The organism is Micrococcus cohnii (assembly GCF_014205175.1).
Taxonomy (GTDB): domain Bacteria; phylum Actinomycetota; class Actinomycetes; order Actinomycetales; family Micrococcaceae; genus Micrococcus; species Micrococcus cohnii.
Map to the genome: position 1 here is coordinate 407,830 of NZ_JACHNA010000001.1, position 17,019 is coordinate 424,848.

Sequence of the window (17,019 nt, forward strand, 5' to 3'; positions counted from 1 at the left end):
CCGCCGCGTCGCCCGCCGCCCGACACCGACCCCCACAGAAGGGCAACCATCATCATGACGACAACCCCGAGCCGGCTCGAGCTGCTGCCGGCCGTCGACGTGCAGCAGGGCCAGGCGGTCCGCCTGGTCCAGGGCGAGGCAGGATCGGCCACCTCGTACGGCGACCCGGTCGCGGCCGCCCGCGACTGGCAGGACGCCGGCGCCGAATGGATCCACCTGGTCGATCTCGACGCCGCCTTCGGACGTGGCGACAACCGAGCGGTGATGCAGCGCGTGCTCGACGAGGTCGACGTGAAGATCGAGCTCTCCGGCGGCATTCGCGACGACGCGTCCCTCGACCACGCCCTCGCCATGGGCGCCACCCGGGTGAACCTCGGCACCGCCGCGCTCGAGGACCCGGACTGGACCGCGCGCGTCATCGCCGAGCACGGGGAGCGAATCGCCGTCGGGCTCGATGTGCGCGACGGCGTGCTCGCTGCTCGCGGCTGGACGCGTGAGGGCGGTGATCTGTGGGAGGTGCTGGACCGTCTCGAGCAGGCCGGCTGCGCCCGGTACGTCGTCACGGACGTCACCAAGGACGGTACTCTGCAGGGGCCGAACACGGAGCTGCTCGTCCGCGTCTGCGAGGCCACCGGCAAGCCGGTTGTCGCCTCGGGCGGCATCGCGAGCCTGGAGGACGTCGAGGCGTTGCGGCAGATGGTCCCGGCCGGTGTGGAAGGGGCGATCATGGGCAAGGCCCTCTATGCCGGGAGGTTCTCCCTGTCGCAGGCCCTCGACGTCGCTGCAGGGGCGAGCCCGGACAGGGCCCGCGCGGACCGGCCGTTCGACGCGCAGGTGCAGTCATGACCGCGCAGCGGCCCGAGGCCGACCAGAGCACAGAGCCCACCGTGGACCGCGGCGCCGACGACCGGGGTGCGGCTCAGGCGAGTGAGAACGTCACGGTGCCCCGCGGCACTCGCGAGCTGCCCGGGCACATCCGCGCGGCGCTTGACCGGGTCCGGACGGCTTCTCCCGAGGGCGGTCTCACCGACTCCGCCGGCGTCCCCTGGGCCGACCGCGACCTCTCCGGTACCGGGATCGACGGCTCGTCGAACCCACTGCACGCCTTCGACGCGGATGACGGCACCGCGCCACAGGAGTGGGACGAGACGATGCGGCGGCTCGCGGCCCAGCAGGCCTCCGAGGAGGACGCCGTGGACGTGCTCTCGCGGATCCGCGTGTTCGCCGCCGTCGTGCCCACCCTCGCCGAGGACTCCGAGCACGTCCACGTCCACGACGACGGATCCGAACACACCCACCACGGCGACAAGCAGGCAGATGTCGCGCTGGTCACGCTCGAGGCCGCCGACGGCCGGAAGGCGCTGCCCGTGTTCACCTCGGTGCCGGCCCTGACGGCATGGAACCCGCAGGCCCGACCGGTCGCCGTGTGGATGCCGCGCGCCTGCCTCTCCGCCGTCGACGAGGGGTGCGAACTCGTCGTCGTCGACGCCGGCGCCGAGCATACGTTCGTGGTGCGTCGACCGGCCGTGTGGGCACTCGCGCAGCAGAAAACGTGGATCCCGTCCTACCGGGACCAGGAGCTGGCCGAGGAGATCGCCTCCGTTGCGGATCTGGTGCCCCATCTGTTGAACCTCGGCTTGGCTCCGGGCACGGGCGTGGCCGCCCGCACCGCTTCTGGCCGAGTCATGAGCGGCGGCGGCTCCGGGCCGGAGCTGCAGGTCGTCGCCATGCCCGCCCGCGACGCGGACGACGCCGACCGACGACTCATGACGACGACGCTGCGCATGCTGTTGGCAGACCTGGCGCTGCTGAGCGAGCGAGCCGACTCCGTGGAGATCTCGCTCCGGTCGCCGTGACCGTCTGACCGGCTAGTATGTGCCGTGGTAGACAGAGCCGAGCGACGGCTCACAACAACATCCATGGAGGACGCGTTCATGCGCAGAACTCTCAGAATCGGCGTCGCCTCGGCGGCGCTGGGTGCGGCAGCGGTGGGCCTGGCCGGTCCGGCCGCCGCGGCGCCGGCCGTGACGCAGGGCACCGCCTTGTCGGTCCCGTCCGGCCAGTGCAGCCTCACCCTGGTCAATGACACGACGGCCTACACGGCGGAGCACTGCGGTGCCGGCACGTGGCAGGTCGGCTCCCCGGTGCACACCGCCGAGGGCGAGCGCATCGGTGCCGTTTCGGCCACGGATGGCCCTCAGGGCGTCGATGCCGTGCAGATCGCCCTCGACGAGGGCGTGGAGGTCATCGGCGAGTGGGGCACCCGTGCGGCGTCCCAGGTCGCCTCCGAGGAGACGCTCTACACGCACGGCTCGTCCGTGCCGATGGGCGCCGAGAACTCGATGGCCGATGGCACCACCTTCAACATCAGCCAGGTCTGCGACGACGTCTACACCGATCAGGCGGCCCTCGACGCGGCCACCACGCACGCCGGTGACTCCGGCGGTGCGGTGTACGACGCCCAGCAGCGCGTGGTCGGTGTGATCTCCGGGCTGGCTCCGCTCGAGTACGACGCGAACGGCAATCTCGTCGGCTGCCAGGCCGAGCAGATGTCGACCATCTTCGTGCCGGTCGAGTCCCTCGATCAGCTCGAGGCGCAGGCCCCGACGGCTGAGCAGGTCCCGGCTGAACAGGCTCCGGCTGAGCAGCCCGCTGCCGAGGCCCCGGCCGAGCAGCCGGTCGCCGAGCAGGCTCCGGCTGAGCAGCCCGCTGCTGAGCAGCCGGTCGCCGAGCAGGCCCCGGCAGCTGAGCAGGCGCCGGCCGAGCAGCTGACCGCTGAGCAGCCCGCTGCTGAGACCGCGCCGCAGCCGGCCGCCGAGCAGGCCCCGGCCGCCACGGGCACGACGCAGTCGATCGCTCCGTCCTCGGCGTACTGGGACGCCTACACCTACTCGACCGCTCCGGCCGCCGGTGCGGCCGCGGGCACCCCGATGCGCTTCGAGACCACCGAGGGCGGCTTCGAGCTGATCCAGGTCACCTCGTACGACGCCTCGGGCGCCGTGACCGGCACCTACAGCCTCGATCTCGCCGGTGAGCCCTACGCCTGGGGCCCGGTCCCGGGCGAGGTCCCGGCTGGTGGCTGGGTTGACGTGACCACTGTTGACGGCTCTGCGGGCGCCCCGCAGATGGACCTGACGCTCGGCACCGACACGATCTCCTCGCAGGGGACGGTCATCACGGGCTGACCCGTTCGCACCGAAGGCCGAAGGGGCCCGACGACCACGTGGTCGTCGGGCCCCTTCTCCGTCTCCGTGGGCTCAGCCCGCCTGCTCGTCCAGACGACGCGCGAGGCTCGAGAACACCTCGTGCAGCGTGCGCAGCTGGGATTCGTCGAGATCGGTGAGGAACAGCTCGTCGACCTGCCGGGCATGGACGGCGGCGGCCCGGCGGAAGGCCGCTCGCCCCTCGTCCGTGATCGTCGCGACAATGCCGCGCCGGTCGTCATCGCACACTGAACGGGCGATCAGTCCGCGCTTCTCCAGGGTGCCGGCCTGGTATGTCAGGCGCGAGGGGGAGAACACCATGTGGCGGGCGAGCTCACCGAGTCGCAGGGATCCACCCGGGGCGTCGACCAGCAGCAACAGGACGTTGTAGTCGCCCAGGCTCATGCCGCACTCGGACTTCAGCCGCTGCTCCAGCGCGTGGGAGAGGCGCTGGCCGGCCTCGAAGTAGGTCCGCCACACGGCGCGGGCCGCGGGGGACGGGGCCTCAGCGGCGTCGGGCGATTCGGTGAGGCGCTCGTTCGGCATCGTTCGTCTCCGGTAGGGGGTGCGTCCGGGTCGGGGACATTGTGTCAGACCAGGTCAGGCGGGACGGCGGGGTCCGTTCGGGGGCTGCTTTGGCGGTGTCAGCGGTTGGCCGCGCTGCCCGGCAGCCCTCCGGCGCGAGGGCCGTCCCCTCCACCGGGCACCGGCTCCTCGCCGCGGCGGGCGCGGTCGACGAGCCGCTGATGAGTGGGCGCCTCGGGCACGTCGTCGGGCTTCAACGCGGCGAACTCCCGCCGCAGCACGGGAAGCACGTGCTCGCCGAACAGGTCGATCTGCTCGAGCACCATGTCCGTGGGCAGCCCGGCGTGGTCGATCAGGAACATTTGACGCTGGTAGTCGCCCACCCAGTCGCGGAAACCGAGGGTCCGCTCAATGACCTGCTGGGGTGAGCCGACCGTCAGCGGCGTCTGTGCGGTGAACTCCTCAAGGCTCGGTCCGTGGCCGTAGACGGGCGCGTTGTCGAAGTACGGGCGGAACCGGCGCACGGCCTCCTGTGAGTCCTTGTGCATGAACGCCTGCCCGCCCAGGCCCACATACGCCTGGTGGGCCGCGCCGTGACCGTAATGCTCGTACCGCCGACGGTAGAGCTCGACCATCCGGGTCACGTGTTCTCTGGTCCAGAAGATGTTGTTGTGGAAGAAACCGTCGCCGTAGTAGGCGGCCTGCTCGGCGATCTCGGGGGAGCGGATCGAGCCGTGCCAGACGAACGGGGCGACGCCGTCGAGCGGGCGCGGGGTGAGGGTGAACTCGCGCAGCGGCGTGCGGAATCGGCCCTGCCAGTGCACGGACTCCTCGCGCCACAGGCGGTGCAGCAGCCCGTAGTTCTCCAGGGCCAGCTCAATGCCGTCCCGGATGTCCTTGCCGAACCAGGGGTAGACGGGGCCCGTGTTGCCGCGGCCGAGGGTCAGATCCACGCGGCCGTCGGCCAGGTGCTGCAGGTAGGCATAGTCCTCGGCCAGGCGCACCGGGTCCATGGTCGTGATCAGCGTGGTGGCCGTTGAGAGGATGATCCGCTCGGTCTGCGCGGCCAGGAACGCCAGCAGTGTGGGCGGATTCCCGGGGGCGACGAACGGCGGGTTGTGGTGCTGCCCGGTGGCGAACACGTCGAAGCCGGCCTGCTCGGCGTGCTTCGCGATCCGCACGGTGTCTGTGATGCGCTGGTGCTCGGTGGGCCGACGGCCGGTGGTGGGATCGACGGTGATGTCGCCGATGGTGAAGATGCCGAACTGCATGCCCGCTCCTGACGTCGACCCAGAAACCCCGGGTGTTTTCATTCAAAACTGAAGTATATGCGTCTGGGGGTGGGATGTCAGGCGCTCCGTACGCCCTCCGGTGGTCGAGGTTGCCCGGGCCCAGACCGCAGACGCGGTACCGGCCAGCCCGGCATGATGGAGCCTATGGATCACATCATCGACGCCGGCTCACTCGCCCAGGCCGACTCCTTCGCCCTGCAGCAGACCTCGACGATGCTCTCCAACGACATGAGCGTCACGAAGGCCGACGGCACGCCCGTGGCCACGGTCGTCACGCGCGGAGGTGGCCTCTCACGCATGCTCATGGGCGCCCGGGAGTTCGACGTGCTCGACGCGCGCGATGACCGTGTGCTCTTCCGTCTCTCAGATCCCGCCACCCTCGGCCGTGACGTCTACGCGATGACAGGGCCGCACGGTGAGCCCCTGGCCCAGCTGCGCCAGGAGCTGAGCCTGATGCGCACCGCCGTCTCCGTGCGGGTGGCCGACGGCACGGCATACACCGTCACGGGGAACCTGTTCGACCACGACTATCAGATGGTGGCCGGCGAGGTGCCGATCGCGCGGGTCACCGCCGAGTTCAGGGGGCTTATGAAGCTGTTGCGCGGCAGATCGGCCTACCGGCTGGATCTCGACCCGCAGATGCCGCCGGTCGTGCGCTGTGCCGTCCTGGGCACCGCCGTCGCCCTCGACCTGATCCGGGCCAAGCGCAGCCGATCCAGCTGAGGCCGTCCGGTGCGGCGTGGCCGTGGTGCGCGGTCGATGTGGCTCAGATGTGGACGTCCGCCCCGGTCTGCTGCGGCGGGCGAGCCGTGGGGTCGTCGAAACGGGCGCCCTCGGGCTTGGACGGCAGCACCGTCATGACAAGCACGGCGAAGCCGCCGAGGTAGGGGATGAACGCCAGGAAGTAGAAGAACCCGGACAGGTTCGCATCGTGCAGGCGACGCACCGTCAGGGCGATGTTCGGGATCACGGTGCCGAGGAGGACGACTCCGAGCAAGAGGAGCAGGACCATGATCATCGCGGCGCCGCCGTTGCTGAGTTCCGAGCCCGTGGCGGTGGCCTCGCTCGTCGTCACCATGATGAGGGCGAAGAGAAGGAGGAACGTGACGAACAGCAGAGTGTACCACATGGCCATCCACCAGTACTCGGACCGGCGCGAGCGGCCGTGGAACTGAAAGTACTTCTTGAAGAACAGCTTCAGCGCTCCGACCGGTCCGACGCTGGTGCCCGGCTGGGTGCTCGGCGGCGTCATGCCGTAACCGGGGCCGCCGTAGCCATAACCGGCGTAGGCCGGGGCGGCACCGGGGCCCTGACCGTAGGACGGCTGCTGGGCTCCGTAACCCTGGGCGTACCCGGGCTGGCTCTGGTCGTTGTAGGACGTCTGACCGTAGGACTCCTGACGGTACGGCTCGTGACCGACGTGGCTCTGCCCGTAGGGGGCCTGGCTGTAGTGGCGCTGCCCAGTGGCATGGCTCTGCCCGTCAGGGGCACTCGCGTCCTGCCCGGTCGCGTCGTCGCGGTTCATCTCATCGTTCACAGCGGCCCTCCACCGTCCTCATGATCCCCGCGGGCTCGGGAATCGGGCACGCGCGCAGCGTGCCCATGGTCGCGCACAGTCTAAGCGAGGCCTCAGGCCACCGTGCGGTGTGAGCCCTACCATGACGGCATGGATTTCAGCGCATACGGGCGGTTGCTTGCCGACGGGAGGATCAGGAATCTGCTGCTCGTCGGGTTCATCGCCCGGTTCCCGCACACCGCGGCCGGCGTGATCCTGACGTTGCACGTGGCGGTCACCCTCGGGGAAGGCTATGGGCAGGCCGGGCTGGCGGCGGCGGCGATGACGCTGGGCATCGCGGTGGGTTCGCCGTGGCGTGGCCGGGCGATCGATGTGCAGGGCCTGCGGCGTGCCCTCGTGCCGTCGGTGGTGATGGAGGCACTGGTGTGGTCCCTGGTGCCGTGGGTGCCCTACCCGTGGATGCTCGCCCTCGTGTTCGTGGGCGGGGTGTTCTCCCTGCCGATCTTCTCCGTGGTGCGGCAGGGCCTGGGGGTGCTCACGCACGGACGGCACCGGCAGACCGCGTTCGCGCTGGACTCGATCATCACGGAGACGATCTTCATGATGGGCCCGGCGCTCGGGGCGGTCGTGGCCGCGTCCTGGTCGAGCGCGTGGGGGCTGATGATCGTCGGTTGGTCCGCGGCGCTGGGCGGGCTGCTGCTGATCTGGTTCAATCCGCCGACTCGGTCGACGCAGGTGTCGGGGGTCGGGCCCGAGGCGTACACGGAGGCCGACGACCGGGAGCAGGCGCTCGCGCAGGCGGTGCAGGGCGCACCGATGCACCTGGACGTGACCGCGCCGGATCTGGCGACGGGGGCGATCCCGGTGGTCACGGACGCGATCCCTGCGATCACCGGGTCGATGCCGATGATCGCGCCCGACGGGTCCGGTCCGGTCGCTGCCGGCGTCGATCGGCCGGACGGCGTGACCGCGGTCGGGGAGGGCGCCACCGCCGATGGCGTGGTCGTGACGCGGGCCGAGCGGCTGCGGTTGTGGCGGGTGCGCGCCTTCGGCTGGGTGAGTCCGCCGGCGCTCGCCGTGTTGGTGGTGGCGATGGCGGCCGGCATTGTGCTGGTCGGCACGGAGGTGACGATGGTCGCCGAGCTCGAGCGGGTCGGTCTGGCCGGTTCGGTGGGTGTGGTCTATGCGTTCTGGTGCGGGGCGTCGGCGATCGGAGGCCTGCTCTACGGGGCGTGGGGCAGGGATGTGCCTCCGCTGGTGCTGATGGGCCTGTTCGCGCTGTTCACGGTGCCGATGGCGTTCGTCGATGGGGTGTGGGCGCTCGCGTTCGCGTCGCTGCCCTCGGGTCTGTTGACCTCCCCGACGCTGGCGGCGGCGTCCTCGCGCCTGTCGACGCTGGTGGCGGAGGAGCGTCGCGGCGAGGCGATGGGCTATTACGGGTCGGCGATGACGGCCGGCGCGGCGATGGGCGCCCCGCTGGTGGGGCTGTTCATCGACGCGTTCCACCCGTGGGTGGGCTACCTGGTCGTCGCGGCGGCCGGGCTGGTGCTGGTGTGCGTGGCGGGCGCGCTGACGGTGCTGCGTCGGCGGCGTGTCTCGCGTGCGGCCGGCTGAGTGAGGCGTTCGCCGGGCCCGGTTGGGCGGCAAGGTCAGAGGCGTTCGACGACCACGACGGTGTCGACGAGCGTGTCGTGCTGCCCGTCGGGGCCGGTGGCGGGGCGGTCGCGCTGTTCGGCGATCAGGACGCGCAGCCCGGTGGCGCAGCCTCGGGCACCGATGGTGTCCAGCTCGTCCTGGGGCGAGGGGAAGCGGGCAGGGTCGTCGGCAAACTCGGGCGGAGCCCAGGCAGGGGGAGCGCCGTGCGAGACGACGACGAGGCGTCCTCCGGGGGCCAAGGCGTGGGCGGCGCGCGAGAGGATCCGGGCGCGGTCGAGGGCGACGGGGGATTGCAGGAAGCTGGCGGTCACCAGGTCGAGGCCGCCCGATCCGGCGAGGCGGTCCCAGGCGTCGTCGTCTGCGGAGAGGTCGAGGGCGTGGAAGGCGGCGGTGCCGGTGAGCTTGTGGGCACGGTCCGCGGCGGCCTGGCGGGCGCGGGCGATCGCGTGGGTCGAGATGTCGACCCCGAGGGCGTGCCAGCCGCGGCGGGCGAGGTGGAGGACGTCGCCACCTTCGCCGCAGCCGAGATCGAGGCTGCGGCCAGGTGGCAGCGGGTCAACGAGTGCGGCGGTGGTGGTGTTGACGCGGCCAGACCAGACCTGTCCGTCGCCGTAGCGCTGCTCCCAGAGCTGACGCGGGTCGGTGGCGGCGGGCGGAGCAGAGAGCCCCGTGGGTGCCCGGCCCTGCGCTGCATGGTCGTGTCGGTGGCCGGTCATGCGAGCAGTTCGTGGATGCGGCGCACGAGCGTCTCGGTGAGGGCGGGGTCGTAGCCGGGGTCGGTGGTGTCCATGAACAGGTGCGCGTCGGTGTCGTATTCGAAGAGGTCGGCGGGGTTGTCCGGCTTTTCGGCGGTGGCGGCGTAGGAGCGGGCCAGGGGCAGGGCGGCGTCGATGACGTGCCGGTCCCGGGAGGCCAGGTGTAGCTGGAGGGCGACGTGGGGCATCCAGAGTGGGGCGTAGGCGTTCAGTGGCAGGGCGGCGGAGACGCCGATGCAGGCGCGGAAGGCGGGGACGGTCTGGGCGGCCTTGAAGGCGGGGCGCAGACCGGCTCCGATGCCAGCGATGACGGAGGCGGAACGGTGTTCGGCGGCGGCGGCGATGCCCCGGGCGAGGAACTCGTCGCCGAGGGCCTCGAGGTGGGCCAGGCCGGCGTCGTCGGTGTCGAACACACGTCCGTCGTAGAGGTCCGGGGTGTGCACGGTGTGGCCGCCGGCGGCGATCTGCTCGGCGAGGGCGCGCACGCCGTCGGTGAGGCCGCGGGCGTGGTGGACGAGGATGATCTGGGCCATGGGCTCAGCGTAGTCCCGTGACGGACGCTGGCCCGCTGGGAGCGGAGGCGTCCGAGAGCAGGGCGAGCTGTGCGGGCACTCCCGGCTCGGGGTGCTCCGGGCTGACGTAGACGGCGCGACCGGGCAGGGCGGGGACCCCGATGAGGCGGGGCCAGGCCATGCGGGCCTCGGACGTCATGCCGGCCGGAACGTAGAAGCGTCGGGGCAGGTGAGGCAGCAGGCGGGAGACCGCGAGGTCCCGGCCACCGATGGCGGCGACGCGCAGGCGCTGCCCGGCCGAGCAGGCCAGGAAGCGCAGGATCTCGTCGTCCAGTCCGTGAAAGGCGCCGTCGACGCGGATGCTGGCCCACATGGTCCACCCGGTGACCAGCAGGGTGCCGTCCGCGTCGGCGCAGTCTCGCAGCCGTGTCAGGAAGTCCTGGACGGCCTCGGGCTGGGCCAAGTCGTCGGGGACAATGGGCTTGTGGCGCGTGAGGAGTCCGTCGGCGGCGTCGGCGACGAGGCCGAGCCCGTCGAGCACCAGCACCGGGTGGCCCTCGGCGGCCAGATCGGTCAGCAGCCGACTCAGCACCGGTGTACATCCACCGGGGGCGTCGATCAGCCAGGCGGTGCCTCCGGCGGCGCCCCGGGGCCAGGGGACCGGCACATGGCGGGCGTCGGCTGTGTCGTCGCGCAGGGCCACGGTCGGTACGTCGCCGGGGTTCGGATGCGGCGGTAGGTACGCCTCGGGCAGTGCGGGGGAGACCACCGCGGCCGGAACGGGAAGCTTCAGGGCGGCGAGGTCGTCGGTCAGCTCGGCGATCACGGCGTCCCAGTCGGTCGGTCGGGTCTGTGCGGCGGCTTCACCCCAGGGTGTCCACTGCGGCTCGGCGTGGCGGCTGACCCACGGGGAGGCTCGGAATCCGTGTGGTTCTTCTCCTGGGCGTGCGTGTAGCACGGTGCCTGGACGGTCGGCCGGGATCTTGGCCGCGGCTGAGGAGCCCAGCAGGTCCCAGGACTCCTGTTCGGTGGCGGTGCGCAGGCACATGACCGAACCGAGGTTCGACCGGATGTCGGCGGTGACTGTTCCGGTGGCCCGCTGCGTGGCCATCACGAGATGGAAGCCCAGCGACCGGCCCGTCGCGGCGAGACGTTGCAGCACGCCCGCCGCCTCCGAGCGTTCCTCCATCAGCACCTTGAGCTCGTCTATGGCCACGACGAGGCGCGGCAAGGTGTGCTGGGGGTGCCTGCGTCGAAAAGACCGGTAGTCACTGACACGGTGTTCGGCGAAGAGCTTCTCCCGGCGCCGCAGTTCGGCGGAAATGGCGTCGAGGGCTCGCAGGGATGTGGCGTCCACATGGTTTGTCTCGACGCTCATGGTGTGCGGCAGCTGTTCGAGACAGCCGAAGCTTGCGCCGCCTTTGAAATCCAACAGCACCAGAGCCACTTCGGCAGGGGCGTGCCCGGCACAGGCGCCCACCAACAGGCTCAGCAGCAGGTCTGACTTTCCGGAGCCGGTCGTCCCCGCGATGAGCATGTGCGGGCCGTCGGCGACCAGGTCGACCGTGACGCCTGGCGTTCCGTTCCCGGATGTGCCGGTGAGTGGAACCTCCAGCCGGTCGACGGCGCTGCGGTCGGCGAGTTGCTCCGGCAACTGGAGCGGGAGCGTGGATTGGTCGCCCAGTTCACGGCCCTGTCGCAGGTCGAAGGCGAGCTCTTCGCACCACCACGCCAGCGTCGTCGGACTGATGCCCAGTGCTTGCAGCTCGCTCAGATGCTGTCCTTGGGAGACCAGATGTGCCTGCCTGGAGGTCAGGTCGATGTGGTCTTCGGCCGTGACGTCGCCCTTGAGGGACACGTCGTCGCACGGCGGGGCGCCCATGCGAATGCGTGGCGTCGTCGGATCGAATGCACCGGTCGCGTCGTCGCAGGCGCTGCATGCCGGCCCAACTGATGACCCGGTGAACGTGGCCATGACGGTGTCGAGCCATGGGCCGTCCGCGCACTCAAGGACGGCGCTGACCGGCATCTCGCCGGAGTCGTCCGGGCAGAGAGTCAGAGTGCGTCGCGGGGTCTGGACCACCAGAGCGCGCTGGTCCCGGGCGCAGGTGAGCAGAAGCTGGAACAGCACCCACCGAGTCACTGGCGCCAGTCGGCCCGGCTCGCCGCTCACCCGCACGCCGGTGCGTGCAAGCGTGCTCACGGCGGGCTGCTGGCAGACCGCCGTCCAGGCCCACCGTCCGGTGTGTGAGGCGGCGCCGCTGAGCCCCATCTCTCCTCGCGCCGCACCCCACAGGAGCACAGGGCCGCCGTCGTCTGCCGATGTCGAGGGGGTCAGGACGGAGCCTCCGGCAGGAGTCGCGGCGGTGTCGTGACGGGACGCCAGGCCGAACCGGTCCGAGCCGGTCGAACGACACGCGCTGACGATCTGCGCGGGGTCAGGCAGTGCGCGAGCACGAGCTGCGGCCCGATCCTGGGCACGGCGCTGCACGGTTGCGCCGAAGGCGCGGCGGTCTCGCCGCTGGAGGGTGAGCATGACTGCTGTCGCGATGACGGAGAGCAGTCCGAACAGCAGGAAGAACCAGTGTCCGGTCGTCACTGCCAGAATCAGCCCGATCAGGATTGGTCCGACCGCCATCACGATCGGAAGAATCGGTGAGGTCTCCGACGGGGCCGCGGACACGTCGATCTCCGCTTCCACGGAAGCGCCGTGGTCTGACAGGGGTGTGCCCGCGCCGCGGCTGACGTCCAGCGCGGTGTCGCCGAGGCGAAGCCGGTGGTCGTCAGGCTCGGTGACGTCCGTCGGCGTCGGTGTCCGGGCTTGAGTGAGAATGCCCGCCGCACCCGCTGAAAAATGAGTCGCGTCGGAGGGTGCGCTCGGATCCGAAATGCGCCATTGACTCCGTCCCCGTCCGGTGGTCAGGCCGGCTCGCGACAGAGGAGCCACCCGGCCAGCATCCGGTCCGGTCGTCGTGATGAGGCTCAAAGCTGGGCCGCTGGAGCTGACGGGCGCGGCCGAGTGGGGCCGGGCGATGTACACCACGTGCCGTCCGCGATCACGCGCCACAGAGAGTTTCCACGGCGTGAAGCGACGTTGGACCTGCCGATCGCGTTCGGTCGGGTCGGATGGGAGAGCGGACACGGCCCAACGCTGTATGCCGGGCAACCCGAGCACTTCCACCATCCAGGTCACGTTTCCCCCTCGGCCGTGTCCGCCTCTCGTGGTCGGTCCGTCGTCGTCCCGTCATCGACTCAAAGACCGCAGGAGGAAGTCTTGCACTGGCCTCGGTCCCGTGAAGCAGGCCTGTCGAGAATGTGGATAACCGGAGTGCGACGTGGATCAGGCGTTGTCCACAGTCGAACCGTGAATGCGGCAAAGTGATGGTGAACACGTTAGGCTGGTCGCGGTTCACGGTGCACGGGATGGCACCGCGTCCACCGTCGTCGATGACGCGCGGGGTGGGAGGCCGAACCGGACTGACGTGTCACGTGCTCGGGAGGGGAGCAGGTCATGGATGCAGTGCGCATTCTCGAAGAGGAACTGCGCGAGATCATCAGGCGGCGTGAGATCGATCCGCAGCGCGAACCCGAATCGGTGCGGACCCTGATCGCGGAGGCGATCCGTGATTATGAGGCCCGCGCAGCCCGGGGGTCGCTGCCTCCGCTGGCCGATCCTGGTGCCGCAGGATCCGCATTGTTTGATGCCGTGGCCGGATTGGGCCCGCTGCAGCCGCTCTTGGACGATCCACAGGTGGAAGAGGTGTGGATCAACGCGCCGGATCAGGTGTTTTGTGCGCGTTCGGGGCGATCTGAACTCACCGGAATCGTCCTGACGGAACAGCAGGTGCGTGACCTCGTCGAGCAGATGCTCAAGACCTCAGGGCGTCGGCTGGACCTGTCCACCCCGTTCGTGGATGCGGCGCTACCGGACGGCTCGCGTCTGCATGTGGCGATCCCGGACATCACGAGGCGTCACTGGGCGGTGAATATCCGCAAGTTCATCGCGCGAGCACACCGGCTCGAGGACCTGGTGCACGCGGGATCGCTGACGGTGCAGGCGGCTCGATTTCTCGACGCCTGCGTCGACGCGGGGATGAACGTTCTGGTCTCTGGGGCGACCCAGGCCGGCAGAGAACAAGGTGGTTTCAGTGTGGCCCTGGCAGCGATTGGACTAACCGCATCGGCCCATGTCAGGCCGTGAATTAGCCCGCAAGTAGGCGTTCGACAAGAACATAGCTAGGCTTCAACTCACAACTTAATCGCCGCTCAGGGCAGAGCAAGACGAGCACGCTACCGGGACGCCCCCCAGCCGGTAGCAGGGAACACCAGGGGAGGCCTGATCCGGGCCTCGCAGTCCCTCGGCGGGCCCCGCTCTCGTGACCCGGAGGCAAGGGGAGCACGCCTGCGTGACGTTCGGTAAACCGGATTGAACGCCGCAGGGGGCCGCTCTCGGACAGAGACCCCTACTGCCTCCGGAGGCCCCCAATGTCGCTTGACGACTCCCTCACCACCCCCATCACCGTCCTGCGTGGCCGTCTCGGTGCCGCAATCCGCGATCGCGCAGAGACGCCCATCGTCGCTGAGCATCGCCGCCAGCTCGTCGAGGCCAAGCTCCTCCGGGACGTGCGGCTGGCGCTCGCGGACGAGTACGCCCCCTCGGCCCGCGCCCGCACCGCGATCGCCGCTCTCCTGACCGGGGGTGCTGACCGATGAGCACCTCACCCGCCTTCCGTGAGTGGGCATCCGAACGCATCCACGCCGCCCTCGACCGCGACACGCGTCTGGCCAACCGACTGAACGAGTCCGTACGCCGGGGACTGCCCGCAGTGGCGGTTCACGCCACGCCTCAGCCTGCTGTGGGGACGCTGGCCCGTCGCCACTGGGAGGTCACGTGCGACAAGTGCGCCACCGCCCCGAGCGCGGTGTTCGTGGTGCAGCCGGTACCGCTCTCCCGCAGGGACGGACGCGTGCAGCACCTCCTGTTCAACGCGGGGCTGTGCGCCGTGTGCGCCGACGTGCTGGACGTTCCGGCGCGCGAGGCTCGTCCGTCCATCCCGGCGGACCCCGCAATCGTCGGGGAGCTGTCGGCGCTCCTGAGTGATCCTGCCGACTTCACCACGTTCGCGGGGGAGCCCGCTGAGCACCTGGAGCTGGCGCTGGAGCAGCTCGCGGATCAGGGCGGTGCCCGATGACCCAGACCGCCACTCAGACGCCCGTCAGCATCCCGGCAGGGGAGCTCTCCGCCGAGGCGTACCAGCGGGCCGGGCTGGCCGTGTTTCCGCTGCGTCCGGGCACGAAGGACCCTGCCACCCCCCACGGCTTCAGGGACGCCACTACGGACCGCGAGCGCTTCAGCTGGGACGACCACAACGTGGGCCTGCCCATGAGCATGAACGGGCTCGTCGCCATCGACGTGGACGAGCCCGAGGCCAAGGTCGTGAAGCTGCTCGACCGCTACCCCACCGCCCGCCAGCGCACCCGCAAGGGCTTCCACGCCGTCTACTCGACGCGGGAGACCCTGAGCAACTCCCACGACCTAGGGCCGGGGGTGGACGTGCGCGGCGTGGGCTACATCGTCGTCGAGCCGTCTATCCACCCCGACGGGCACGAGTACACGTGGGAGTCGCGCGGCATCGCCCCTTTGCCGGAGGAGCTGCGCCAGCATCTCCGCGCGGCGGGGCAGTCGGCCGCGCCTGCCACCTCGGATCAGGTGGGGGCCTTCCTGGCGGGGCACACCGCAGAGGCCGACGACGCCAACTTCCACCTGTCCGAGCGGGTGGAGTGGGCACGCCAGCTGCTCACCGAGATGGGCCGTAACGAGACCTGCATCCGCGTGCTGCCTAATGTCCTCCGAGACGCGGGGGCGGGGCTGTACTCGGCCCAGCGGGGGGTCGGGGCCCTGCGGGATCTGCTGCTCAACGCCGAGGGGCCCGACGACTTCAGGCCGGAGTTCGAGGGCATGCTCCCGCGAGCGCTGGGCATGGCCCTGGCCGACCACGACGGGTACGAGGACGTGTTCAGCGCGACGCCCGTGCTGAGCAAGGTTCGCGCGGCTGCTCATTCTCGTCTTGTGTCCGCTCCGGCGCTGCTGGTGTACATGCTGGGCCGGGTGCTGGCCGAGCTTCCCCCGGACGTCATGCTCCCGTCGGTGGTGGGTTCGCGGGCGTCGCTCAACCTGGGAGGGGCACTGGTTGGCCCCCCGGGCAGTGGCAAGACCGCGACTGTCGAGGTGTCCCGGGAGCTGCTGGGCCAGGCAGGGGAGGAACAGCGGTTCATCGAGCGTACTCTTGGCTCCGGCGAGGGGCTGGCCCAAACGTTCCTCGAATTCCAGAAGGGCCAGGGCAACGTCCTGATCCAGTACCCGCACCGGCTGATGACGGTGGACGAGATCGACACCCTTGGGGCCTCCCAGAACCGCTCTGGCGCTACGGTCGCCCCGGCCTTGCGCACAGCCTTGACCGGCGGTGCCCTTGGACAGGAGAACGCCAAGGCCGAGAACCGACGGTTCGTGCCTGGGGGCTCCTACCGCCTGGTGGTGATGGCGGCGGTGCAGCCGACGCGCTCCGGTTCGCTCCTCGACGACGCCGACGCGGGCACGCCTCAGCGCTTTGTGTGGGTACGCACTACCGACCCCACCATCCCCGACGAGGGGGAGGGCGACGTGGCGTGGCCCGGCTCTCTCGACTGGTCCCTTCCTGACGGCCTCGTCAGCGGTGCAGTCATCGACTACCCGGAGTCCATCAAGCAGGAGGTCCGCGCCGCCGCGCGCCGCAAGGCCCGAGGCGGGGGCAACGAGCTGGAGGGCCACCTCAACCTCACCCGTCTCAAGGTGTCTGCGGCGCTGGCCCTGCTCCACGGACAGATCGAAATCACGGAGGAGTGGTGGGCGCTCGCGGGCATCATCGTCGACGAGTCGCTGGCAGTGCAGCGGGAGTGCAAGGCCGCGCTCGCGGAGGCGACTGCCCGCGAGCGCCGCAACCTCGGCAGACTCGACGCCGCCCGCGCTGAGGGCGCGGCGGAGGTGCGGTCTGAGCGTCACATGCAGGCCGCCAAGGCGATCTATCGGACAGTGCGCAAGCACGCCGACGGAGAGAAGGGCGGGGACGGCGGGAAGCAGAAGCATGGCCCTGCTGAGGGTTGCACCAGTACCTGCGTCACTCGGGCCCTGCGCAACTACAACGACCGCGAGGTGGTTCGTGCCGCAGCGGTCGGGGAGGCCGTCGCGCAGGACTGGATCGAGCAGGACGCGGGGGAGCGGCTGCACCCTGGCGGGTCGCAGCCCGCCTGATCAGGTTCTGGGGGCCTGGGGGCCTGCAGGCCCCCAGTGGGGCGAGGGGGTGGGCGAGAAGGACATCAAGAAAATCCTTTTCCCCCCTCTAAAACATGCCGTTTCGGGTGGTTTGGGGCTGGTCCCCGCCGCCCCCCTCACCCCACCAGGCCCCCAGGGCCCCCAGGCCCCCAAGGCCCCCCGGGCTGGGGCTGCATCCCCTGACCGGGCCCACAGTGCCGTCCGCCGCCACCCGTGGCGCTCCGCATCCCCAGACGTCCGCCTGACGGCCG

The 17,019-nt window shown here is 70.5% G+C and carries 14 protein-coding genes and 1 pseudogene; 9 read left to right on the top strand and 6 right to left on the bottom strand.

Annotated features, from left to right (window positions below; all coding sequences use genetic code 11):
* Positions 1-54: 54 nt before the first annotated feature.
* The 3 genes from priA (at position 55) to HDA30_RS01920 (ending at position 3,185) form a co-directional block, all read left to right on the top strand.
* Positions 55-846: a bifunctional 1-(5-phosphoribosyl)-5-((5-phosphoribosylamino)methylideneamino)imidazole-4-carboxamide isomerase/phosphoribosylanthranilate isomerase PriA gene (priA, locus tag HDA30_RS01910; RefSeq protein ID WP_184240946.1), complete on the top strand. Its 792-nt coding sequence runs from the start codon at positions 55-57 to the stop codon at positions 844-846.
* On the top strand, positions 843-1,856 hold the full coding sequence (locus tag HDA30_RS01915; protein ID WP_184240947.1) for an SseB family protein: 1,014 nt from the start codon (positions 843-845) through the stop codon (positions 1,854-1,856). The genes priA and HDA30_RS01915 overlap by 4 nt, the downstream gene beginning before the upstream one ends.
* Positions 1,857-1,934: 78 nt before the next feature.
* On the top strand, positions 1,935-3,185 hold the full coding sequence (locus HDA30_RS01920) for a trypsin-like serine protease (protein WP_184240948.1): 1,251 nt from the start codon (positions 1,935-1,937) through the stop codon (positions 3,183-3,185).
* Between the two features lie 72 nt (positions 3,186-3,257).
* Here HDA30_RS01920 and HDA30_RS01925 read toward each other — a convergent pair whose 3' ends face one another.
* Both HDA30_RS01925 and HDA30_RS01930 read right to left on the bottom strand, forming a co-directional pair.
* Positions 3,258-3,749 carry a MarR family winged helix-turn-helix transcriptional regulator gene (locus HDA30_RS01925; protein WP_158495595.1) on the bottom strand — a complete coding sequence of 164 codons (492 nt, stop codon included), beginning with the start codon at positions 3,747-3,749 and terminating at the stop codon, positions 3,258-3,260.
* Positions 3,750-3,847: 98 nt separating this feature from the next.
* Complete coding sequence (locus HDA30_RS01930) at positions 3,848-4,999, bottom strand: LLM class flavin-dependent oxidoreductase (RefSeq protein WP_184240949.1); 1,152 nt, start codon at positions 4,997-4,999, stop codon at positions 3,848-3,850.
* A 165-nt stretch (positions 5,000-5,164) separates the two neighbouring features.
* Between HDA30_RS01930 and HDA30_RS01935 the strand changes: the two genes are divergently transcribed.
* Positions 5,165-5,743 (top strand): LURP-one-related/scramblase family protein, encoded by a 579-nt coding sequence (locus tag HDA30_RS01935; RefSeq protein ID WP_184240950.1) that lies wholly within the window; start codon positions 5,165-5,167, stop codon positions 5,741-5,743.
* 43 nt (positions 5,744-5,786) lie between these two features.
* On the opposite strand, the gene HDA30_RS10730 is transcribed toward HDA30_RS01935, so the two are convergent.
* Entirely contained in the window at positions 5,787-6,557 is a 771-nt protein-coding gene (locus tag HDA30_RS10730; protein WP_184240951.1) for a DUF805 domain-containing protein, read from the bottom strand.
* 129 nt (positions 6,558-6,686) lie between these two features.
* Between HDA30_RS10730 and HDA30_RS01945 the strand changes: the two genes are divergently transcribed.
* Positions 6,687-8,150, top strand: a complete 1,464-nt coding sequence (locus HDA30_RS01945) for an MFS transporter (protein ID WP_158495599.1) — start codon at positions 6,687-6,689, stop codon at positions 8,148-8,150.
* A gap of 35 nt (positions 8,151-8,185) precedes the next feature.
* On the opposite strand, the gene HDA30_RS01950 is transcribed toward HDA30_RS01945, so the two are convergent.
* The 3 genes from HDA30_RS01950 to HDA30_RS10455 are packed head-to-tail and all read right to left on the bottom strand — an operon-like array spanning position 8,186 to position 12,160.
* Positions 8,186-8,908 carry a class I SAM-dependent methyltransferase gene (locus HDA30_RS01950; RefSeq protein ID WP_184240952.1) on the bottom strand — a complete coding sequence of 241 codons (723 nt, stop codon included), beginning with the start codon at positions 8,906-8,908 and terminating at the stop codon, positions 8,186-8,188.
* On the bottom strand, positions 8,905-9,480 hold the full coding sequence (locus tag HDA30_RS01955) for a dienelactone hydrolase family protein (RefSeq protein WP_184240953.1): 576 nt from the start codon (positions 9,478-9,480) through the stop codon (positions 8,905-8,907). Before HDA30_RS01955 ends, HDA30_RS01950 begins: the two co-directional genes overlap by 4 nt.
* A 4-nt stretch (positions 9,481-9,484) precedes the next feature.
* Positions 9,485-12,160 carry an FtsK/SpoIIIE domain-containing protein gene (locus HDA30_RS10455; protein ID WP_184240954.1) on the bottom strand — a complete coding sequence of 892 codons (2,676 nt, stop codon included), beginning with the start codon at positions 12,158-12,160 and terminating at the stop codon, positions 9,485-9,487.
* A gap of 810 nt (positions 12,161-12,970) precedes the next feature.
* Here HDA30_RS10455 and HDA30_RS01965 point away from each other — a divergent pair.
* The 4 genes and pseudogenes from HDA30_RS01965 to HDA30_RS01980 all read left to right on the top strand — a co-directional run.
* Positions 12,971-13,591 (top strand): annotated as a pseudogene (locus HDA30_RS01965) (ATPase, T2SS/T4P/T4SS family); the annotation flags it as partial.
* A 353-nt stretch (positions 13,592-13,944) separates the two neighbouring features.
* Positions 13,945-14,172, top strand: a complete 228-nt coding sequence (locus HDA30_RS01970) for a hypothetical protein (protein ID WP_184240956.1) — start codon at positions 13,945-13,947, stop codon at positions 14,170-14,172.
* A complete protein-coding gene (locus tag HDA30_RS01975) occupies positions 14,169-14,651 on the top strand; it encodes a hypothetical protein (RefSeq protein WP_184240957.1) in 483 nt (160 codons plus the stop codon). The genes HDA30_RS01970 and HDA30_RS01975 overlap by 4 nt, the downstream gene beginning before the upstream one ends.
* Entirely contained in the window at positions 14,648-16,747 is a 2,100-nt protein-coding gene (locus tag HDA30_RS01980) for a bifunctional DNA primase/polymerase (protein ID WP_184240958.1), read from the top strand. The genes HDA30_RS01975 and HDA30_RS01980 overlap by 4 nt, the downstream gene beginning before the upstream one ends.
* Positions 16,748-17,019 lie beyond the last annotated feature (272 nt).